Raw genomic sequence first — 20,064 nt, forward strand, 5'->3', positions numbered from 1 at the left:
TTTATGGAAGAAGTCCCCGCACCAGAGCGCGCACTCCCTTGGCGTAGGTGTCGCGCGCCGTCAGCTCCTCCCACCGGGCGCCGACCTCGCTCAGCCGTGGGAACTCCGCGGCGTCCAGCTCCCCGAACACCTGCTCCCGATACGTTCCGCCCCCTTCCTCCCTGCGCCCGCGCGCCGCCGCCCGCCCGCCGACCTCGCCGGCCGTGTAGTGCCAGATGATGCGGTAGACGTCCACGGCCTCCTCGATCGACGTCCCCGCCCGCACAGCGGCGTCGATGATCTGCTCCGGGTACCACAGCGCGCCGACCGAGAGCAGGTCGTCGGCCCTGAGCACGTCGACCACCCACGGATAGCCGGACAGCGCCTCGCGCAGGGCCACGGCGGCGGCCACCACGCGCTCGCGCGGCTCCTCCGGCAGCTCCGGCCTGGGCAGCGCCGCGGCGTGCTCGTCCAGCAGGAGCAGCAGCAGCCCCTCCCTGTCGCGCACGTGGTGGTAGAGCGCCATCGCCGTGCTGCCGACCTCCTTGGCCAGCCTGCGCATGGTCAAAGCGGCCACCCCGTCCGTCTCGACCACCCGGTGGGCGGCGGCCACGATGTCCGCTTTGGAGATTTTGGGCGGTCTTCCGGTACGCGTCGGCATGACCGCCATGTTACTTTCTATACATGTATAAAAACTCCTTGGCCGTGGCGGTGCTCGCCTTCGGGGTGGCCGTGGGGACCCTTCAGATGACCGTCGTGGTCCCGCTCCTGCCCCTCCTCCAGCAGCGCCTCGGCGCATCGCTCACCTCCGTCTCCTGGACGCTCACCGCCGGACTGCTGTCGGGAGCGGTCTCGATCCCGCTGCTGTCGCGCCTCGGCGACATGTACGGCCGGCGCCTGGTGACCCTGGTCGCCCTCGGACTCCTCGTCGCCGGCTCGGCCCTCGGCGCGGTGTCCGACGCCCTGGCCCCGCTCATCGCCGCCCGGGTGCTGCAGGGCACCGGCGCGACCCTGCTCCCACTGGCGATGGGCCTGGTCAGACAGGTGGTGCCCGGTCACCGGCTGCCGAGCGCGATCGGCGTGCTCAGCGCGACGATCGGCGTCGGGAGCGGCGGCGGCATGATCCTGGCGGGCCTGGTGGACGGGGATCACCGGGCGGTGTTCTGGGCGCTCACCGGGCTGGGCGCGCTCGCGTTCGCCCTGGTGGCGGCGGTCGTCAGGGAAACGCCGGCGCGCAACCCCGGGCGGCCCGACCTGGCCGGGGCGGCGCTGGTGTCGGGGTGGCTGGTCTGCCTGCTGCTCGCGCTCAGCAAGGGCGCGACCTGGGGCTGGACGTCGCCGCTGACGCTCGGCCTGTTCGGTGCGGCCGTGGTGGTGGCCACGGCCTGGGTCGTGACCGCGCGGCGCACCGCCGCCCCGCTGATCGAGATCCCGATGCTGCTGCACCGGGGCACGGTGGGGGCGACCGTGGCGTCGTTCCTGCTGGGGTTCGCCCTGTTCGCGACGATCACGACCGTCTCGGCGGTCGTCCAGGGCACGCTCGGCGCCTCGGTGCTGCGGGTGGGGATCTACCTGCTGCCGACGACGACGCTGATGCTCGTGGTCTCCGTGCTGGCGGGCCCGCTGATGCGCCGCTTCACCGCCTCCGCCCTGGTCGCGGCCGGCTCGGCGCTGGTGACGGCCGCCACGCTCTGGCTGGCCTTCTCCTCCTATTCCGACATCGACCTGTACGGCGCCGCGACCGTGCTCGGGCTGGGCCTCGGCCTCGGCTACGCCGCGCTCGGCACCATGGCCGTCGAGCACGTGGAACCCGCCAAGACCGCCGCGGCCGGCGGCGTGAACGGGCTGGTCAGGATCGTGGGCGGCAGCCTGGCCGGAGCGGTCGTGGCGGCGGCCGGCGACCCGGGGTGGAGCTTCGGCGTCGCGGCGACGGCGGCCCTGCTGGCGACGCTCTTCGCCGCCTGGACCACGCTCACCCTCCCGGTGGAGGCGCCGGCGGGCGCAGGGCGTCGAGCATGAGGCGGAAGTGGCGGCGCCACTGCCCGGGGTCCGCCTCCGCCACCCGCGAGTTGGCCATCATGAAGTAGGCCAGATCGATCGGCCCGATGTCGGCCCGGAGCGCCCCGGCCGACCGCGCCCGCTCCATGAGCCGTTCGACCAGGTCGCTCATCTCGGATCGGTCGTCCTGGTGCGACAGGCAGACCAGTTCGGTGAAGGCCCGGTCGCGCGCCTGCGTCTCGCACGTCTCCTCCAGAAAGCGCACGAGCCCGTCCCAGGCGTCCTCGGCCTCCAGCGAACGCCGCGCGAGCCCGGTCCAGGCGCTCACCTTCTCCTCCAGGAGCGCGTCGACGAGATCACCGCGCTCGGGGAAATGCCGGTAGAGCGTGCCGATCGCGACCCCGGCCCGCTTGGCGACGGCTTCGAGCGGCGCGTCGATCCCGCGCTCGGCCAGCACCTCCCTGGCGGCGGTCACCAGCGCGTCGCGGTTGCGCCGCGCGTCACGGCGGAGCGGTCGATCCATACAGCCATTCTAGTGAAGTCGAGGGTGTGCCTCAGGTTCGTGTTAACCTGAGGCATACCCTCGACTTAAGGAGACGTGACATGAAGGTCGCCATCATCGGCGCGGGCCCCGGCATCGGCCTGGCGGTGGGCCGCCGGTTCGGCGCGGAGGGCTTCGAGGTGTCCCTGGTCGCCAGGAACCAGGACCGGCTGACGGCCCTGGCGGGGCAACTGGCCGCCGAAGGCATCAAGGCGGGCGCCCAGGCGGGCGACCTGACCGACGAGGCCTCGCTCACCCGCGCCCTCGACCGCATCGGCCCGGTGGACGTGCTGGTCTACAACGGGGCGGGCACGGCCAAGGCGCACACCCCCGTGCTGGAGACGACCAGGGTCAGCGCCCAGGACGCCTTCGACGGCGCGGTGCTGGGGGCGATCACGGCGGTCCGCGCGGTGCTCCCGGCGATGCTGGCGCGCGGGTCCGGCACGCTGCTGTTCACCACCGGCGTCTCGGCCGTCCACCCGCTGCCGTTCCTGGGCAACATCGGCGTCGCGGCGGCGGCCCTGCGCAACTACGCGCTGTCGCTGGCCGAGGTGCTGGGCGGGCGCGGGGTGCACGTGGGCCATGTCCCCATCTCCGCCGCCGTGCTGCCCGGCTCGCCCGCCTCACCGGAGGCCGTGGCGGACACGCACTGGCGCCTGCACACGGAGCGGGACCGTACCGAGGTGGTGCTCGGCGATCTGGAGACGATCCGGGCGGCGATCGCGGCGCTCTAGATCGTACGGTGGGGGCATGAGCTTCGCCGGCACCCCGCGCCCGCGTCCCCGCTGGTTCCACGCCCAGACCGAGCTGGACGACTTCGCCATCGTCAGCTACCGCGTGGACGCCGACGCGCTGGCCCGGCACCTGCCCAGGGGGTTCGCCCCGATGAAGATGACCTTCGAGGACGGCCCTGGCGCGCTGGTGTCCGCCGTCGCCTTCCGCGACCGGGACTTCCACTTCCGTTTCCTGCCGCAGGTGGGCATCGACTGCGGCCAGATCAACTACCGGGCCTATGTCACCGCGCACGGCCGGCCGGGCGTCTGGTTCTTCGGCACCGCGCTCGACCATCCCGTCGTCGCGATCCCGCGGCACGTGTGGGGCATGCCGTGGCGGCGGGCCCGGATCAGCATCGAGGCGGACTGGGACGCCACTCCCGCCTGGTGGCGGCTGGAGGCGGGCACCGCCCATTGTGCGGCGGCCGAGCCGGACGAACCGCTCGCCCCGCTCGACGGCTTCACCGGCGAGACCGACTGGCTGGAGCGGCTCACCCATCCGACCCTGGGCTGGTATCGGCGCAGGGACGGGCGGGTGGGCACCTACAGCGTGTGGCATCCGGTGATGCGGCCGCGCCACCTGAGGGCGTCGGCCGCGAGGTTCCCCGTGTTCGAACGGCTGGGCCTGATCGAGCCGGGCACGCGGCCCCACTCGGTTCTGGCGCAGCCCAGCCTGCACTTCGACATCCACACGCCGCCGCGCCGGTTCGGCGCTCAGGGGCGGGCGGCGGGGTTCGGGCCGGGGTCCAGGACGGCATAGGCGTCATGGACCCACTCCGTCAGGGCGGGGCGGGTCTCGGCCGGGTCGATGATGTCCTCCACCAGGAACGCCTCCGCGGTCCTGAACGGTGACCTGACAGCTTCCAGCCGTCCGGCGATCTCGGCCTTCAGCTCCGCGGCCCGCGGGCCCGCCTCCGCCAGCAGCCGTTTGAAGGCCACCTCCAGCCCGCCCTCGATCGGCAGCGAACCCCAGTCGCCGGACGGCCAGGCCACCCGCAGGCCGTAGCGGTCGTGCGGCCGGTGGGCGGCGCCGGCCACGCCGAAGACGCGGCGGACCAGGACCGACGCCCACGGGACCGTCGACTGGTACACCGCCGCCAGCGCGCGGGCGCCCCTCCTGATCGTGCCCGCCCGTTCCGCGGCCGTGCCGATGACGAACCCGGGCTGGTCGACGAGGTGGACGACCGGCAGGTGGAACGTCTCGGCCAGGTCGACGAAGCGGGCCGTCTTGTCCGCGCCCTGGGCCGTCATGCCGCCGCCGTAGACGCGCGGGTCGGAGGCCAGGACCGCCACCGGGTGACCGTCCAGGCGGGCCAGGGCGGTGATCACGGACGGGGCGAAGCCGCGGGCCAGCTCCATCACCGTGCCCGTGTCGAAGACCAGGTCCAGGATCGCGCGCATGTCGTAGGGGCGGCGGCGGTCGCGGGGGACGATGGCGCGCAGCTCTGCCGCCGTCCTGCCCGGGTCGTCGGCCGGGGCGGTGACCGGGGGCGGCTGCCAGGCGCTCTGCGGAAGGTACGACAGCACCCGCCTGACCAGCTCGAACGCCTCCTCCTCCGAGTCGGCCACCAGGTCGACGGTGCCGGCCGCCGCCACCGTACGCCAGCCGCCCAGCTCCTCCTTGCCGACGCTCTCCCCCATCCCCGCCTCCACCACGGCCGGGCCGGCGATGAAGACCTGCGACAGCCCCTTGACCATGATCGAGACGTGCGAGGTGACCAGCCGGGCCGCGCCGAGCCCGGCGACCGGGCCCAGGGCCAGGGCGATCACCGGGATCCTGCCCAGGTTGGCCACCACCTGGTCCCAGCCGGGGTTGTGCGGCACGTACGTGCGCCCGTACTCCTCCAGTTGCCTGACGCTGCCCCCGCCCCCGGTGCCGTCGATCAGCCTGATGAGCGGCGCCCGCATCTCGCCCGCCATGCGCTCGGCCAGCACCTGCTTCTCGTGGATGGCGGCGTCGGCCGCCCCGCCGCGCACGGTGAAGTCGTCGCCCGCCACGATCACCCGGCGCCCGGCCAGCCGGGCCCGGCCGATGATGACGTTCGACGGCGTGAAACCGTCGTCACCGGTGCGGCCGGTGAGCCCGCCCACCTCCCGCCAGTCGTCGGTCAGGGCGGCCAGGCGCTCGCGGATGGTGAGGCGGCCGGTCGCGTGCTGGCGCGCGACCCGTTCCTCGCCTCCCATGCGCTCGGCCTGCTCTCTGCGGCGCCGCAGCTCGGCGAGTTCGGGGTCCCACACGACGCGCTCCCATCGGTCGGCGTACCGGCTGGTCGGTATATTAGATCAGCACGCCGGGATTCAGCAGGCCCGCCGGGTCCAGGGCGGTCTTGGCGGCCTTGAGCGCGAGGGCGAACGGGTCAGGCCGCTGCCGGTCGTAGAAGGGGCGGTGGTCGCGGCCCACGGCGTGGTGGTGGGTGATCGTGCCGCCCATCCGCAGCACGGTCTCCGACAGGCGGCGTTTGAGGTCGTCCCACTGCTCCAGCTCGCCGCCCTTCACGGCGGGGACGACGATCGTGTAGTACGGCGCGGGCCCGTCGGGATAGACGAAGGCCAGCCGGCACGTCGTGCCCTCGTGCTCCGCCATGACCGCCTCGTGCAGGGCCATGAAACGGTCCCAGGTGACGGCCGTCTCGACGGTCTCGGCCAGCACCCCCAGCCCCGGGTACGCGTTGCGCAGGTACGGCATCCGCGTGAACGCCCCCTTCCACGCCTGGTCCTGCCGCGCCTCCCCGGCCACGCCCCCGTGCCACGCGACGATCTCCAGCGCCCGCGACATCCAGGCGTCCACGGGATGGTCGGCCGACTCGAAGCCGATGATGAGCACGGGGTTCCGGCCATCGCCGCCCGAGGTCAGCGCCGCCTCGCGGGCGTCCAGCAGCCGGCAGTTCGACGGGTGCAGCCCCGACTGTGCGAGGTCGTGCACGGCGGACACCCCCGCCACCCATTCGGTGAACCGCACCGGCACCGAGACCTTGTGCACCGGCCGGCGGTGCACACGGATCCAGGCCCGGGTGATCACGCCGAGCGCGCCCTCCGAGCCGAGCAGCCAGCGGTCCGGCGACGGGCCCGCGCCGGAGCCGGGCAGCCGGCGCGACTCCCACGCCCCGGCGGGCGCGACGGCCCTGACGGACTCCACCAGGTCGTCGATGTGGGTGTGCAGGGTGGCGAAATGCCCGCCCGCCCTGGTCGCGATCCAGCCGCCGAGCGTGGAGAACTCGTACGACTGCGGGAAGAACCGCAGTTGCAGCCCCTCGGGCAGCCCCGCGTTGATCTCGGGCCCCGTCGCGCCGGCCTCGACCAGCGCCGCCTGCGAGGTCTCGTCCACCTCCACGATGCGGTTCATGCGCCGCAGGTCCAGGCAGAGGGAGGGCCCGTCGAAGCGGGATTCGACGCCGCCGACGACACTCGTCCCGCCGCCCCTGGGCACCACCGCCACCCCGTGGCCTGAGGCCCACTCCAGGGCCCGCTCGATGTCGTCCTCGTTCTCCGGCAGCGCCACCAGGTCGGGAGCGTTGGCGAAGTCGCCGCGGTAGGCGCGGATCAGGTCGCGGTAGGCCTGACCGTAGGTGCGCACGGCCCGCTCGAAGGGGTCGGCCGTGCAGAACGGCAGCGGGGGGACGTCGAGCCGGGGCGCGGGCAGCAGCGCCGGGGAGAACGGCACGGGCGGCTCCCAGGCGACCGGGTCGCCCAGCCCCGTGTGCTCGCTGAACAGCCGGGCGATCTCCCGTAGCTCGGACTCCTCCGGCTCTGGGCCCCATGCCCAGTGACTTGTCGGCATGGGACGATTTTTATCCCGATCAGAGCCTGTAGTCGAAGGTGTAGGAATGTCCGCCGTCGGGGGCGATGAGGATGTCCATCTCGCCGCGCAGGCCGCGCAGCTCTCCCGTCGCCGAGCCGGGGACGACCCGGACGCGCAGCGACTGCTCGCCCGCGTCGCTCATGGCGTCGTGCTGGACGACGAAGGCGCCGGTGCGCCCGTCGAGGGTTCCGTCGATGCGCTCCAGGGCGACGTACGAGCGCGAGTCCTCCTCCGGGGTGCTCGCCACCAGCATGGTCACGAGGCTGGTGGCGGTCAGGTCGCCGTGGAAGGTCTTGGTCAGCGTCACGAGGCCGAGCGTGACGCCGTCGCGGTCGTCATAGGAGGGCTGGGGTGTCCAGCCGGCGGTGTCGAAGGTTCCCTTGGCGGTCATGGCGACCATCGTGGCAGGCGTACCTGTCAGGTTCTGTCAGGTACCGGCGAGCTTTTCCACGACGGGTGCGAAGGCGTCCATGAACTGGGCGTTCACCGACACGTACGAGATTCCGAGCCGGTCTCTGCGGCGGCGTAGCGTGTCGGCCATCTCCTGCGGCGAGCCCGTGAGAATGCCGACGCCGCTGCTGCCGAAGCGGCTGACCGCCCACTCGGGCGGCTCGCCCCCGGCGCACGCCAGGTTCAGGTTGAGCTCCAGGCCGTTGAAGCGGTCGCCGGCCAGTTCGTACAGTTCGTCCAGCTTGGCGGTGAGCTGCTCCTCGGTGTGGTGCGGCGGGACGCCGAGCGCGATCGTGTCCGCCTTCTCCGAGGCCAACCTGAGCAGCCGGGGCCCGGCGGCGGCCACCATGACGCGCACGTCCTTCACCGCGTCGATGGTCTGGGACACCCGCTCGATGCGCCGGCCCGGCGTGCCGAAGTCGACGCCGAGGGCGGCCGCGTCCTGCTCGGCGCCCGGCCGTCCAGCGCCGAGGCCCAGCTCGAACCGGCCACCGGTGAGCGTCCGCAGCGTGCCGGTATCCCAGGCGACTGCCTCGGGGGTGCGCAGGGCGGCGTTCAGGACGAACGTGCCGACGCGCAGGGTCGTCGTGGCCGTCGCCGCCACGGCGGCGGCGGTGAACGGCGACAGAGTGCCCAGCGTGTCGGGCACCAGCAGGGTGGCGTAGCCCAGGCTCTCGGCGCGGCGGGCCAGCTCGGGCCACGAGGGAGCGCTGCCGGCGGAGTCGGCGGCATCATGGCGACCGAGCCGCGCGGAGCGTGGAAAAGCAGACACTGCGCCGAATCTGAACGGGTGATCGGTCATGCGTTCAACGATGTCCGACGGCCGGGCCCGGCACATCGTCCCCCGGACCGGTGGCCCGCTACATCCGGGGGCGCAAGCCCCCGGTCGTCCCCTACTCCCCCAGAAGTACGCCGGTGAAGTCGCTGCCGAACTTGCCCTCAGGGTCGAGGCGGCGCACCAGCGCGCGGAAGCGGTCGGGGCAGGCGGGCCGGCGGGTGAACAGCTTGCCCCAGTGCGGCCGCGGCTCGAACGGCGCCAGCGTCGCCTCCACCAGCTCCAGCACCGGCATCACCGAGGCGACGTCACGGATCCAGGTGAAGTGGATGCCCACGCTGTCGCGGCCCTGGAAGGGGCTCAGCCACAGGTCGTCGGCGGCCACGGAGCGGATCTCGGAGATCTGCAGGACCGGGCGGATGCGGTCGCCGATCGCGAACAGCTCGCGCAGCGCCTTGACCGCGTGCTCCCTGGGCACGATCAGCTCCGACTGCAGCTCGTCGCCCGCGCCGCTGGGCGGGAAGTCGGGGCGAAAGTGCGGCAGGCGCTCGAACCAGGGGCCGGGCACGCCGAGCTGGACCGTGCAACTGTCGGCGGGCATGGCCGGCAGCGGGTGGCGGGGGCCGTCCGCCGGGGTGGTGCCGTACCAGTCGGGGTCGGTCAGCTCCTCCGCGCGCTTCACCCAGACGCGGGTGTCGCGGTAGTCGGTGAAGAGGCTGACGCTGTAGCCGCTGGACATGATGGCGTCGAAGTCGGCGAGCGCGTCCGCGGACAGGCCCTCGCGGACGTACTGGCGCAGCTCGAACGCGGGCACCAGGTCGAGGGTGAGCGAGGTGACGATGCCGAGAGCGCCCAGCGACACCACCGCGCCGGGGAAGTCGGCGTCCCCGCGCGAGAGCGACAGGGTCGAGCCGTCAGCGGTGACCAGGTCGAGGCCGGACACGGCGGCCGCCAGGCTCTGTACGGCGTCGCCGGAGCCGTGCGTACCCGTCGCGACCGAGCCCGCGATGGAGATGTGCGGCAACGAGGCCATGTTGGCCAGCGCGAACCCGGCCTCGTGCAGCAGCGGCGCGAGCCGCGCGTACGTCATGCCCGCCCCGACGCGCACCTTCGACGCGGCGGCGTCGATCTCGACCAGGTCCGGCAGCCGGTCGAGCACCACGAGGTCACCGGTGGTGTCGGCGACGTGGTTGAAGGAGTGCCCGCTGCCCAGGGCCCGCACCCGGGGGCTGTTCGCCACGAGTCGCCGAAGCTCGTCGAGCGAGGTCGGATGGTGCACTTCTTTCGCGCGAAATGTGGTGTTTCCAGCCCAATTGGTCAGCGTCACGGCATTACCTTCCCACAGCTTCGCCTTGTCAGTCCGGTCGGGTACCGCTAGTTTCAGGTGCCGCTGACGGAGGTGTGCCGTGCTCTATTTGTCCCAGGCCGCCGGCCTGGTCACGCTCGTGCTCTGGCTCTACTGCCTCTTCGACGTGATCACCACACCGGACACGCTCTGCCGCAACCTGCCGAAACTGGGCTGGCTGATCGTCGTGATCCTGGTCCCGCTGTTCGGCTCGCTGCTCTGGCTGATCGCGGGGCGGCCCGCGCGTGCCCCGCAGAACGCCACGCAGCCGAGCGCGTTCCCCGAATACGACCGTCCCGGCCGGTTCGCCGCCGCTAATCCGGACGACGACGAGGAGTTCCTGCGCCGCTGCCGCGAGCGCGCCGAGGAGCAGCGCAGGAACGCCCCCAAGAAGCCTCCGGAAGAGGAGGGCTAGAAGCCCTGGGCCAGGCGGTAGTACGCCTGGTTCCAGCGCAGCTCCTTGGCGAACCGCTCGGTCGTGGTCTCGGCGTCGATGACCACCAGCTCCACGCCCAGCATGTCGGCGAAGTCGGTCAGCTCGTCGCGGCCGACGACCTGCGACAGCACCGTGTGGTGCGGCGCGCCGGCGGTGAGCCACGACTCGGTCGACGTACGCAGGTTCGGGTGCGGGCGCCACACGGCGCGGGCCACCGGAAGCTTGGGCAGCGGCTCGGGCGGCGACACGATGTCGATCTCGTTGGCCACCAGGCGGAACCGGTCGCCCATGTCGGCCAGGCCGACCACGATGCCGGGTCCGGGCTCGGCGTCGAACACGAGCCTGACCGGGTCCTCCCGGCCGCCGATGCCCAGCGGGTGGATCTCGCACGACGGCGTCCCGGCCGCGATGGACGGGCAGACCTCCAGCATGTGCGCGCCCAGGATGAGCTCCTGGCCGGGCGTCAGGTGGTAGGTGTAGTCCTCCATGAACGAGGTGCCGCCGGGCGCCATGGCCTTGAGGGTGCGCAGGAGGACCGAGGTCTTCCAGTCGCCCTCGCCGCCGAAGCCGTAGCCGTCGGCCATGAGCCGCTGCACGGCCAGGCCGGGAAGCTGGCGCAGGCCGCCGAGGTCCTCGAAGTTCGTGGTGAACGCCTTGAAGCCGCCCGCCTCCAGGAAGCCGCGCAGGCCCAGCTCGATCCTGGCCGCGTAGCGCAACGACTCGTTGCGCTCGCCGAGCAGCTCGGGAGCGACGGTGTACTGCTCGGCGTACTCCTTGACCAGCGCCGTCACGTCGGCCTCGGAGGCCGCGTCCACGACCTCGACCAGGTCGTTGACGCCGTAGGTGTTGACGGAGACGCCGAAGCGGAGCTGCGCCTCGACCTTGTCGCCCTCGGTGACGGCCACGTCGCGCATGTTGTCGCCGAAGCGGGCCAGCTTCAGCGTGCGCACCTCGGCCAGGCCCTTGGCGGCGCGCTCCCACGTCAGGATGCGCTCGCCCACGGCCGGGTCGCTGACGTGCCCGGCCACGGTCTTGCGCGGCACGCCGAGCCGGGTCTGGATGTGCCCGAACTCGCGGTCGCCGTGCGCGGCCTGGTTGAGGTTCATGAAGTCCATGTCGATGGAGCTCCACGGCAGCTCGACATTGGCCTGCGTGTGCAGGTGCAGCAGCGGCTTGCGCAGCGCGTCGAGCCCGGCGATCCACATCTTCGCCGGGGAGAAGGTGTGCATCCACGCGATCACGCCGGCGCACGAGTCGTCGGCGTTCGCTTCGAGCATCACCCGCCGGATGGCCGCGGCGTCGGTCAGCACGGGCTTCCACTCCACCGCGAGGGGGAGCTGCTCGGCGATCCGCTGGGACTGCTCGGCCACCTGGTTCAGGGTGTCCTCGCCGTACAGTCCCTGGCTGCCGGTCAGAAACCAGATCTTCAACGCGGGCTCCTCTGTCCGTAGACGTTCTGATAGCGGTCGTACAGGCGGTCGATGTCGTCCTGCGCGATGGGCAGCGGGTCGCCGAGCTGACGGGCCACGTGCACCGTACGGGCCACGTCCTCGCACATGACGGCGGCCTTCACCGCGGACTTCGGATCCTTGCCGATGCTGAACACGCCGTGGTTCTGCATCAGCACGGCCTTGGAGCGGTGGCCCTTGAGCGTCTCGACGATGCCCTGGCCGATCGAGTCGTCGCCGATCAGCGCGAACGGGCCGAGCGGGATCTCGCCGCCGAACTCGTCGGCCATCGCGGTCAGCACGCACGGGATGGCCTCGCCGCGGGCGGCCCAGGCGGAGGCGTACGTCGAGTGGGTGTGCACGACGCCGCCGACCTCGGGCATGTTGCGGTAGACGTACGCGTGCGCGGCCGTGTCGCTGGACGGCGAGTGCTCGCCCTCCACCAGGTTGCCGTCGAGGTCGCACACGACCATGTTCTCCGGCGTCAGCTCGTCGTAGGAGACCCCGGAGGGCTTGATGACGAACAGGTCCTCGCCCGGGACCCGGCCCGAGACGTTGCCCGCCGTCCAGACCACCAGGTTGTAGCGGACCAGCTCCGCGTGCAGGCCGGCGACTGCCGTTCTCATTGCCTCGCCCCGCATCAGTGGGCCTCGTTCCTGATCGCGCGCAGCGTGTGCAGCATTCGTCCGTCTCCGAAGAAGTCGTGGAGCCTGCGGTATTCGGCGTAGAGCCGGTCATATGCGTCGGCGCTGGCCTCGTCGGGCGCGTACGCGTTCTCGGTGCGCTTGCCCATGGCCGCGGCCGCCTCCTCGATGGAGGGGTAGGCCCCGGCGGCGACGGCCGCGTGGATGGCCGAGCCGAGCGCGGGCCCCTGGTCGGAGCCGATGACCGACAGCGGACGGCGCAGCACGTCCGCGTAGACCTGCATGAGGAAGCGGTTCTTCAGCAGCCCGCCCGCGACGACGAACTCCTCGACCGGCACGCCCGACTTCTCGAACGTCTCCACGATCATGCGGGCGCCGAACGCGGTGGACTCGATGAGTGCCCGGTAGACGTCCTCGGGCTTGGTGGCCAGGGTCTGGCCGACGATCACGCCGGAGAGGTTGTGGTCGACGAGCACCGAGCGGTTGCCGCCGAACCAGTCCAGCGCCACCAGGCCGTGCTCGCCGACGGCCTGCTTCCCGGCCAGCTCGGTGAGCCGCTCGTGGCCGTCGGTGCCGAAGTTGTCGACGTACCAGGCGAAGATGTCGCCGACCGCCGACTGCCCGGCCTCGTAGCCCCAGAGGCCGGGGACGATGCCGTCGCGGACCACGCCGCACATGCCGGGGACCTCGGCGAGCTGGTCGCTGGGCATGATGTGGCAGGTGGAGGTGCCCATGATGGCCACCATCTGGCCGGGACGGACGGCGTCCGCGGCGGCGGAGGTGACGTGCGCGTCCACGTTGCCGACGGCCACGGCCGCGCCCTCGGGCAGGCCGGTCCACGCGGCGGCCTGGGCGGTCAGGCGCCCGGCGAGGCCGCCCAGCGGGGCCAGCGTGGTGCCGTTGACCTTGTCGCCGACCTCACCGGTGGCGAGTTTGCCGACGAATCCGGCGAAGCCGGGGTTGAGCTCGGCCAGGAACTCCTCCGACGGGTAGCTCCCGTCCTGGAAGACGCCCTTGTAGCCGACGGTGCAGATGTTGCGGCTCTCGACGCCGGTGAGCTGCCAGATGATCCAGTCGGCGGCCTCGATCCAGCGCTCGGTCCTGGCGTACACCTCGGGGGCCTCTTCGAGGAGCTGCAGGCCCTTGGCGAACTCCCATTCCGAGGAGATCTTGCCGCCGTAGCGCGGCAGCCAGCTCTCACCGCGGCGCGCGGCCAGGTCGTTGATCCGGTCGGCGTGCGACTGGGCGGCGTGGTGCTTCCAGAGCTTGGGCCAGGCGTGCGGCTCGCCGGGCGTCTGCTCGCACAGCGGTGTGCCGTCCGCCGTGGTCGGCATGACGGTGCAGGCGGTGAAGTCGGTGCCGATGCCGGTGATCTCCTCGGGGCGTACGCCCGCGGCGGCCACGGCCCGCGGCACGGCGATCTTGAGCACGTCGATCCAGTCCTGCGGCGACTGCAGCGCCCAGTCGGGGCCGAGGCGCACGTCGGAGCCGGGGAGCGTGTGCTCGATGACCCGGTGCGCGTACTCGTGGACGGCGCTGCCCAGCTCGGCGCCGTCACTCACCCGCACGACGACGGCACGCCCTGAGAGCGTGCCGAAGTCCACTCCGACCACGTAATTGTTAGCGTTCACATTGAACTCCAGGGAATTTCGGGGGCATGCCAATCATCTACCTGACAGGGGCCGTGCTCGACCTCACCACGAAGCTGGGTCTGACGACCAGGCGCTCGTACGCGGCGACGCCCACATCGATCTGCCGCAGCAGCACCTCGATGCAGTGCCTGCCGACCACGTCGAAGTCCTGCCTGACCGTCGTGAGCGGCGGCGAGAAGAACTCCGACTCCGGGATGTCGTCGAATCCCACCACGCTGATCTGATCGGGAACACGCACCCCCATCTCCGACAGAGCGCGCAGCACGCCGAGCGCCATCTGGTCGTTGGCCGTGAAGACGGCCGTGACGCCGTCCATCGCGGCCAGGCTCTTGCCCGCCTCGTAGCCGGCACGCGCGCTCCAGTCGCCGGCCAGCGGCTCCGGCACCGGCCGGCCCGCCTCGACCAGCGCAGAACGCCAGCCCTCGATCCTGCCCTCGGTCTCCAGCCAGTCGGCCGGGCCGCTGACGTGCCAGACGGTCTCGTGCCCCTGCTGCAGCAGGTGCCGGGTGGCCAGCCTGGCGCCCTCGATCTGGTCGATGCACACCACCGACACGTCGGCGTTGTGCGTGCCCTCGACCGCCACCGCCGGCAGGCCGGGCGGCAGGTTCATCAGGGCCCGGGTGGCCGAGCGCTGCGGCGCGACCACCACGACCCCGTCCACGCCCTGCTCGGCGAGGTAGTCGATGGCGTCGCGCACGCCGGCCTGGTCGATGGACTTCAGGCTCACGATGCTGACGAAGTAGCCCGCGGTCCTGGCCGCCTGCTCGATGCCGTAGATGGTGCTGGCCGGGCCGTACAGCGTGGTGTCGAAGCTGACCACGCCGAGGGTCCTCGAACGCTTGGTGACCAGGGCGCGGGCGACCAGGTTGCGCCGGTAGCCCAGCCGGGTGATCGCCTCCTCCACCCGGGCGCGGGTGTCGGAGCGAACGTTCGGGTGATCGTTGAGCACCCGGGAGACCGTCTGATGCGACACGCCCGCCTCTTTGGCCACGTCGGCCATGACGGGCAGACGGCGCTTGGGGGTGGTCACGGTCTCTCCTCTCGGCTGGGCTCTGGAAATCTTAGTTACCGGCCTGCGCCCGCCCTGCGCTTGGTCCAGACGTCGAACGCGACGGCGGCCAGGAGCACGGCGCCCTTGACGAGCATGACGCGCTCGCTGGGCGAGCCGATCAGGGACATGCCGTTGTTGATGACCGCCATGATCAGACCGCCGGTGATGGCGCCGACGACCTTGCCAACACCGCCCTGGACGGCCGCGCCACCGATGAAGGCCGCCGCGATGGCGTCCAGCTCGAAGCTGTTACCGGCCGTCGGACCGGCCTGGTTGAGCCGGCCGGCGAAGATGATGCCGGCGATGGCCGACAGCACGCCCATGTTCACGAAGATCCAGAAGACCACCGACTTGACCTTCACGCCGGACATGACGGCCGCCTGGAGGTTGCCGCCGATGGCGTAGATCTGCCGGCCGAAGACCGTGCGGTTGGCCATCATCGAGTACGCCAGCACGAGGATCGCCAGCAGCACCAGCACCCACGGCAGGTTCTTGAACCGGGCGAGCTGGATGACCAGGAACATGATCAGCGCGGCGCCGGCGGCCATCTTCAGCACGAACAGGCCCATCGGCTCGACCATCTGGCCGTAACCCTTGCGGGCGCCCCTGGTGCGCCACTGGGCGGTGACCATGCCGACGACCGCGACGACGCCGATCAGCAGGCTGAACAGGTCGGCGCCGCCGAGCGGGCCGAGGCCCACGTTGCCGAGGTAGCTGTTGGTGAAGCCGTTGGCCAGCGTACGGACCTGGTCGGGGAACGGCCCGATGCCCTGGTTGCCCAGGACGGTGAGGGTCAGCGCCCGGAACAGCAGCATGCCGGCCAGCGTCACGATGAACGCCGGGATGCCGAAGTAGGCGATCCAGTAGCCCTGCCACGCCCCGATCAGGGCGCCGGCCACCAGCGTGGCGAGCAGGGCCAGCGGCCATGGCCAGCCCATGTTCACCATGAGCACCGCCGCCAGCGCTCCCGTGACCGCCACCACCGAGCCGACCGACAGATCGATGTGCCCGGCGATGATGATCAGGATCATCCCGATCGCGAGGATCAGGACGTAGGAGTTCTGGACGATGATGTTCGAGATGTTCTGGGGCGTGAGCAGAGCGCCGTCGGTGAGCACCGAGAACAGCGCGATGATCAGCGCGAAGGCGATGTAGATGCCGCTGGATCGCAGGTTGAGCGATATGCCGCCGAGCGACACCCGGCCCGGCTGCCGTGGCCCTCCCCCGTCGCCCTTGGCGCCGACTTTCACGTCGGCGGGCGTGATACTGCTCATCAGAGCTACTCCTGTCCCTTGGTCATGAGGTGCATGAGGCGTTCCTGGGTGGCCTCCTGGCGGGGCACCTCGCCGGTGATGCGACCTTCGGAGAGTGTGTAGATGCGGTCGCACAGGCCGAGCAGCTCAGGCAACTCGGAAGAGATCACCAGCACGGCCTTGCCCTGGTCGGCCAGCCGGTTGATGATCGTGTAGATCTCGTACTTGGCACCCACGTCGATGCCGCGGGTGGGCTCGTCGAGGATGAGCACGTCAGGTTCGGTCAGGATCCACTTGGAGAGCACGACCTTCTGCTGGTTGCCGCCGCTCAGCTTGCCGACGACGCTGTTGACGCTGGGCGCCTTGATGTTCATGCTCTTGTGGAACTGCTCGGCGACCTTGTATTCCTCGTTCTCGTTGACCCAGCCGTTCTTGGCCAGGCCCCTGAGTCCGGCGGCGCTGATGTTGCGCTTGATGTCCTCGATGAGGTTGAGGCCGTAGCGCTTGCGGTCTTCGGTGGCGTAGGCGATGCCGTGCCTGATCGCGTCCTGGACGTTGTTGATCTCGACCGGCTTGCCGTCCTTGAAGACCTTGCCGGAGATGTGCACCCCGTACGTCCGCCCGAACACGCTCATCGCCAGCTCGGTACGCCCGGCGCCCATCAGCCCCGCCAGGCCCACGATCTCACCGCGCCGCAGCGAGAGCGCGGCACCGTCGACCACCTTCCGGCCGGGCTGGCTCGGGCTGTAGACCGTCCAGTCCTCGATCCGTAGCGCCTCGGCGCCGATGGTCGGCTCGTGCGGCGGGAAACGGTTGTCGAGGGCGCGCCCGACCATGCCGGAGATGATGCGGTCCTCCGAGACGTTGTCGGTGGCCATGTCCAGCGTCTCGATCGTCCGGCCGTCGCGAATGATCGTGACGGAGTCGGCGATCGCGGTCACCTCGTTGAGCTTGTGCGAGATGATCACGCAGGTGATGCCCTCGTCCCGCAGCCCGCGCAGCAGGTCGAGCAGGTGCGCGGAGTCGTCGTCGTTGAGCGCGGCGGTCGGCTCGTCGAGGATCAGCAGCTTGACCTCTTTCGAGAGCGCCTTGGCGATCTCAACGAGCTGCTGCTTGCCCACGCCGATGTCGGAGATCGGCGTCGTCGGGTTCTCACGCAGGCCGACCCGCCGCATCAGCGCGCCGGCCTCGTAGTTGGTACGGTTCCAGTCGATGAAGCCGCGCTTGGCGCGTTCGTTGCCGAGGAAGATGTTCTCCGCGATCGACAGCTGCGGGCTGAGCGCCAGCTCCTGGTGGATGATGACGATGCCGGCGTGCTCGCTGTCGCGAATGCCGCCGAACTCGCAGCGCTTGCCCTCGAAGGAGATCTCGCCTTCGTACTCGCCGTGCGGGTAGACCCCGGACAGCACCTTCATCAGCGTCGACTTGCCGGCGCCGTTCTCACCGCAAATAGCGTGGATCTCGCCCCGCCGCACCGACAGGGTGACGTCCTGCAGCGCCTTCACGCCGGGGAACGTCTTGGTGATCCCGCTCATCCGCAAGATGTGCTCGGTCATATGCCCCTCACTCAGGGAGACCCCGGGGGCGCGACGGCCCCCGGGGTTCGCGCCCTTACTTGAGCTGGTCCTCGGTGTAGTAGTTGCCGCCGACGATGACTTCCTTGTAGTTGCTCTTGTCCACGATGACCGGGTCGAGCAGGTACGAGGGAACGACCTTGTTGCCGTTGTCATAGTCCTTGGTGTTGTTCACCTCGGGCTTGCCGCCCTTGAGCACGGCGTCGGCCATCTTCACCGTCTGCTCGGCGAGCTTGCGAGTGTCCTTGAAGATGGTGGAGTACTGCTCGTCGGCGATGATCGACTTGACCGAGGCGAGCTCGGCGTCCTGGCCGGTCACGGTCGGATACGGCTGACCGCTGGTGCCGTAGCCGGAGCTCTTCAGCGCCGACAGGATGCCGATGGACAGACCGTCGTACGGCGACAGCACACCGTTGACCTTGGTGCTGCCGGTGTAGGTCTTGGTGAGGATGTCCTCCATGCGCTTCTGCGCGGTGGCCGGGTCCCAGCGCAGGATGGCGGCGGTCTTGAAGTCCGTCTGGCCGCTCGGCACCTTCAGGGTGCCGTCGTCGATCTTCGGCTTCAGCACCGACATCGCGCCCTCCCAGAAGAAGGTGGCGTTGTTGTCGTCGGGCGAGCCGCCGAACAGCTCGACGTTGAACGGGCCCTTCTTGCCGTCCTCGACGCCCAGGCCCTTCAGCAGCGAGGTCGCCTGCTGCACGCCGACCTTGAAGTTGTCGAAGGTGGCGTAGTAGTCGACGTTCGGGCTGTTGCGGATCAGCCGGTCGTAGGCGATGACCGGGATCTTCGCGTCGGCGGCCTGCTGGAGCTGGGAGGTGATGGCGGTGCCGTCGATCGAGGCGATGATCAGGAGCTTGGCGCCCTTGGTGATCTGGTTCTCGATCTGGTTGGCCTGCGTCGGGATGTCGTTCTCGGCGTACTGCAGGTCGACCTTGTAGCCGAGCTTCTCGAGCTGCTCCTTGACGTTGTCGCCGTCGTGGATCCAGCGCTCGGAGGACTTCGTCGGCATGGTGACACCGATGAGGGCGCCCGCGTTACCGGCGGCGGCCGAGGTCGAGGCCTCGGCGTCCACGGTCTTCGTGCTCGAGCCACAGGCCGTCATGGTCGCGGCGAGCGCGATGGCGGACACCACGCCCCCGATTCGTCCCAACCTCATGTGCATCCCTTTCCATGGGGGTTGCGGCAGCGCAGGACGCGGCGACTGCCGATAGAGCGAAGGATTCGATCACCGAACGTGACGAATCAGAACAAAGTTCGCGTTCGTATCCGCCGATTGTTATCGCTAACAAAGTGTATGTCAACGCTCTGACATAACCCGACGGTAACTCTTAAGAAACTTTTATGGGCAGGTCAGCGGCGTGAGCGGGCTGAGAAGAGCCTCTGCAGCAAGATGAAGACGAAGAGCAACATTCCGATGAAGATCTTGGTCCACCACGAGGAGAGCGTCCCTTCGAACGTGATGATCGTCTGGATCAACCCGAGCACGAGAACCCCGAGCACCGTGCCGAACAGAAAGCCGCTGCCGCCGGTCAGCAGGGTCCCGCCGATCACCACCGCGGCGATCACGTCCAGCTCCATGCCCACGGCGTGCAGGCCATAACCCGAGAGCATGTAGAACGACAACAGCACCCCGCCGAGCGCCGAGCAGAACCCGCTGATGGTGTAGACGGCGATCTTCGTCCGGCCCACGGGCAGGCCCATGAGCAGCGCCGACTGCTCGCTGCCGCCGGTGGCGTAGACCGCGCGGCCGAGCCGGGTGTAGTGCAGCACGTACGCCGCCACCCCCACGACCACCACCGCGATGATCACACTCGGTGAGATCCACAGCCCGGCGAAAAGATCGACCTTGGTCTGCGCGAACGCCGTGAACGTCGGGTCGTCGATCGGGATCGAGTCGGTGCCGATCGTGTAGCACAGCCCCCTGGCCAGGAACATGCCCGCCAGCGTCACGATGAACGGCTGGATGTCGAAGGCGTGCACGATGTACCCCATCACCAGCCCCAGCCCGGACCCGATGGCCAGCACCAGCGGAATCACCAGGTACGGCGGCCACCCCGGCCCCTCCATGAGGCTGGCCGAGATCATCGTGGACAGCGCCACCACCGACCCCACCGACAGGTCGATGCCCCCGGTGAGGATCACGAACGTCATCCCGACCGCCACCACCAGCAGGAAGGCGTTGTCGACGAAGACGTTCAGGATCACCTGCCCGCTGGCGAACCCCTCGTAGCGGATCCCGCCCACCACGAACATGGCCAGGAACAGGCACCCGGTCACCAGGACAGGGAGATATTTGGTCGGCACGGAGGTCCGGCCGAGAGTCATCGTGGTCACGCTCGTGTTCAT

The 20,064-nt window shown here is 70.4% G+C and carries 19 protein-coding genes; 4 read left to right on the top strand and 15 right to left on the bottom strand.

Features of this window, described 5'->3' with window-relative positions; all coding sequences use genetic code 11:
* Position 1: 1 nt before the first annotated feature.
* On the bottom strand, positions 2–640 hold the full coding sequence (locus C4V41_RS53770) for a TetR/AcrR family transcriptional regulator (RefSeq protein WP_103963903.1): 639 nt from the start codon (positions 638–640) through the stop codon (positions 2–4).
* Between the two features lie 23 nt (positions 641–663).
* On the opposite strand from C4V41_RS53770, the gene C4V41_RS53775 reads away from it, so the two are divergent.
* Positions 664–1,998 (top strand): MFS transporter, encoded by a 1,335-nt coding sequence (locus tag C4V41_RS53775; protein WP_103963832.1) that lies wholly within the window; start codon positions 664–666, stop codon positions 1,996–1,998.
* On the opposite strand, the gene C4V41_RS53780 is transcribed toward C4V41_RS53775, so the two are convergent.
* Entirely contained in the window at positions 1,952–2,500 is a 549-nt protein-coding gene (locus tag C4V41_RS53780; RefSeq protein WP_103963833.1) for a TetR/AcrR family transcriptional regulator, read from the bottom strand. The genes C4V41_RS53775 and C4V41_RS53780 overlap by 47 nt on opposite strands.
* A gap of 80 nt (positions 2,501–2,580) precedes the next feature.
* On the opposite strand from C4V41_RS53780, the gene C4V41_RS53785 reads away from it, so the two are divergent.
* Together C4V41_RS53785 and C4V41_RS53790 are read left to right on the top strand one after the other, a co-directional pair.
* Positions 2,581–3,252 (top strand): SDR family NAD(P)-dependent oxidoreductase, encoded by a 672-nt coding sequence (locus C4V41_RS53785; RefSeq protein WP_103963834.1) that lies wholly within the window; start codon positions 2,581–2,583, stop codon positions 3,250–3,252.
* 16 nt (positions 3,253–3,268) lie between these two features.
* Entirely contained in the window at positions 3,269–4,051 is a 783-nt protein-coding gene (locus C4V41_RS53790; protein WP_160150713.1) for a DUF2071 domain-containing protein, read from the top strand.
* Here C4V41_RS53790 and C4V41_RS53795 read toward each other — a convergent pair.
* The 5 genes from C4V41_RS53795 to C4V41_RS53815 form a co-directional block, all read right to left on the bottom strand.
* Positions 4,006–5,529 (bottom strand): acyl-CoA carboxylase subunit beta, encoded by a 1,524-nt coding sequence (locus tag C4V41_RS53795; protein ID WP_200824883.1) that lies wholly within the window; start codon positions 5,527–5,529, stop codon positions 4,006–4,008. The genes C4V41_RS53790 and C4V41_RS53795 overlap by 46 nt on opposite strands.
* A gap of 40 nt (positions 5,530–5,569) precedes the next feature.
* Positions 5,570–7,069 (bottom strand): FAD-binding oxidoreductase, encoded by a 1,500-nt coding sequence (locus C4V41_RS53800; protein ID WP_103963836.1) that lies wholly within the window; start codon positions 7,067–7,069, stop codon positions 5,570–5,572.
* Positions 7,070–7,088: 19 nt separating this feature from the next.
* A complete protein-coding gene (locus C4V41_RS53805) occupies positions 7,089–7,481 on the bottom strand; it encodes a DUF3224 domain-containing protein (protein ID WP_235030962.1) in 393 nt (130 codons plus the stop codon).
* Between the two features lie 36 nt (positions 7,482–7,517).
* Positions 7,518–8,312, bottom strand: a complete 795-nt coding sequence (locus tag C4V41_RS53810) for an LLM class flavin-dependent oxidoreductase (RefSeq protein ID WP_235030963.1) — start codon at positions 8,310–8,312, stop codon at positions 7,518–7,520.
* A 121-nt stretch (positions 8,313–8,433) separates the two neighbouring features.
* The gene (locus C4V41_RS53815) at positions 8,434–9,642 is read right to left on the bottom strand and encodes an FAD-binding protein (protein WP_103963839.1); all 1,209 of its coding nucleotides are present in this window, start codon (positions 9,640–9,642) and stop codon (positions 8,434–8,436) included.
* 79 nt (positions 9,643–9,721) lie between these two features.
* On the opposite strand from C4V41_RS53815, the gene C4V41_RS53820 reads away from it, so the two are divergent.
* Positions 9,722–10,075 (top strand): PLD nuclease N-terminal domain-containing protein, encoded by a 354-nt coding sequence (locus C4V41_RS53820; RefSeq protein ID WP_103963840.1) that lies wholly within the window; start codon positions 9,722–9,724, stop codon positions 10,073–10,075.
* Here C4V41_RS53820 and araA read toward each other — a convergent pair.
* The 8 genes from araA to yjfF form a co-directional block, all read right to left on the bottom strand.
* Positions 10,072–11,526 carry an L-arabinose isomerase gene (araA, locus tag C4V41_RS53825; protein WP_103963841.1) on the bottom strand — a complete coding sequence of 485 codons (1,455 nt, stop codon included), beginning with the start codon at positions 11,524–11,526 and terminating at the stop codon, positions 10,072–10,074. The two genes, C4V41_RS53820 and araA, sit on opposite strands and share 4 nt — an antisense overlap.
* Positions 11,523–12,170 carry an L-ribulose-5-phosphate 4-epimerase gene (locus tag C4V41_RS53830; RefSeq protein ID WP_200824884.1) on the bottom strand — a complete coding sequence of 216 codons (648 nt, stop codon included), beginning with the start codon at positions 12,168–12,170 and terminating at the stop codon, positions 11,523–11,525. Before C4V41_RS53830 ends, araA begins: the two co-directional genes overlap by 4 nt.
* 14 nt (positions 12,171–12,184) lie before the next feature.
* Positions 12,185–13,801, bottom strand: a complete 1,617-nt coding sequence (gene araB / locus C4V41_RS53835; RefSeq protein ID WP_103963843.1) for a ribulokinase — start codon at positions 13,799–13,801, stop codon at positions 12,185–12,187.
* Positions 13,802–13,856: 55 nt separating this feature from the next.
* Complete coding sequence (locus C4V41_RS53840) at positions 13,857–14,870, bottom strand: LacI family DNA-binding transcriptional regulator (RefSeq protein WP_235030964.1); 1,014 nt, start codon at positions 14,868–14,870, stop codon at positions 13,857–13,859.
* A 35-nt stretch (positions 14,871–14,905) separates the two neighbouring features.
* Entirely contained in the window at positions 14,906–16,165 is a 1,260-nt protein-coding gene (gene mmsB, locus C4V41_RS53845) for a multiple monosaccharide ABC transporter permease (RefSeq protein WP_200824885.1), read from the bottom strand.
* A gap of 5 nt (positions 16,166–16,170) precedes the next feature.
* Entirely contained in the window at positions 16,171–17,700 is a 1,530-nt protein-coding gene (mmsA, locus tag C4V41_RS53850) for a multiple monosaccharide ABC transporter ATP-binding protein (protein ID WP_103963844.1), read from the bottom strand.
* Between the two features lie 55 nt (positions 17,701–17,755).
* Positions 17,756–18,874 (bottom strand): multiple monosaccharide ABC transporter substrate-binding protein, encoded by a 1,119-nt coding sequence (gene chvE / locus C4V41_RS53855; RefSeq protein WP_103963907.1) that lies wholly within the window; start codon positions 18,872–18,874, stop codon positions 17,756–17,758.
* A 194-nt stretch (positions 18,875–19,068) separates the two neighbouring features.
* Positions 19,069–20,064 carry a galactofuranose ABC transporter, permease protein YjfF gene (gene yjfF, locus C4V41_RS53860; RefSeq protein ID WP_103963845.1) on the bottom strand — a complete coding sequence of 332 codons (996 nt, stop codon included), beginning with the start codon at positions 20,062–20,064 and terminating at the stop codon, positions 19,069–19,071.

The sequence above is a fragment of the Nonomuraea solani genome (assembly GCF_900108335.1).
GTDB lineage: Bacteria > Actinomycetota > Actinomycetes > Streptosporangiales > Streptosporangiaceae > Nonomuraea > Nonomuraea solani.

Bases quoted from the DNA above. Each gene is read 5' to 3' on its own strand.
- C4V41_RS53770 (WP_103963903.1), bottom strand. From the start codon at position 640: ATGCCGACGCGTACCGGAAGACCGCCCAAAATCTCCAAAGCGGACATC.
- C4V41_RS53775 (WP_103963832.1), top strand. From the start codon at position 664: ATGTATAAAAACTCCTTGGCCGTGGCGGTGCTCGCCTTCGGGGTGGCC.
- C4V41_RS53780 (WP_103963833.1), bottom strand. From the start codon at position 2,500: ATGGATCGACCGCTCCGCCGTGACGCGCGGCGCAACCGCGACGCGCTG.
- C4V41_RS53785 (WP_103963834.1), top strand. From the start codon at position 2,581: ATGAAGGTCGCCATCATCGGCGCGGGCCCCGGCATCGGCCTGGCGGTG.
- C4V41_RS53790 (WP_160150713.1), top strand. From the start codon at position 3,269: ATGAGCTTCGCCGGCACCCCGCGCCCGCGTCCCCGCTGGTTCCACGCC.
- C4V41_RS53800 (WP_103963836.1), bottom strand. From the start codon at position 7,069: ATGCCGACAAGTCACTGGGCATGGGGCCCAGAGCCGGAGGAGTCCGAG.
- C4V41_RS53805 (WP_235030962.1), bottom strand. From the start codon at position 7,481: ATGACCGCCAAGGGAACCTTCGACACCGCCGGCTGGACACCCCAGCCC.
- C4V41_RS53830 (WP_200824884.1), bottom strand. From the start codon at position 12,170: ATGAGAACGGCAGTCGCCGGCCTGCACGCGGAGCTGGTCCGCTACAAC.
- mmsB (WP_200824885.1), bottom strand. From the start codon at position 16,165: ATGAGCAGTATCACGCCCGCCGACGTGAAAGTCGGCGCCAAGGGCGAC.
- mmsA (WP_103963844.1), bottom strand. From the start codon at position 17,700: ATGACCGAGCACATCTTGCGGATGAGCGGGATCACCAAGACGTTCCCC.
- chvE (WP_103963907.1), bottom strand. From the start codon at position 18,874: ATGAGGTTGGGACGAATCGGGGGCGTGGTGTCCGCCATCGCGCTCGCC.
- yjfF (WP_103963845.1), bottom strand. From the start codon at position 20,064: ATGAACACGAGCGTGACCACGATGACTCTCGGCCGGACCTCCGTGCCG.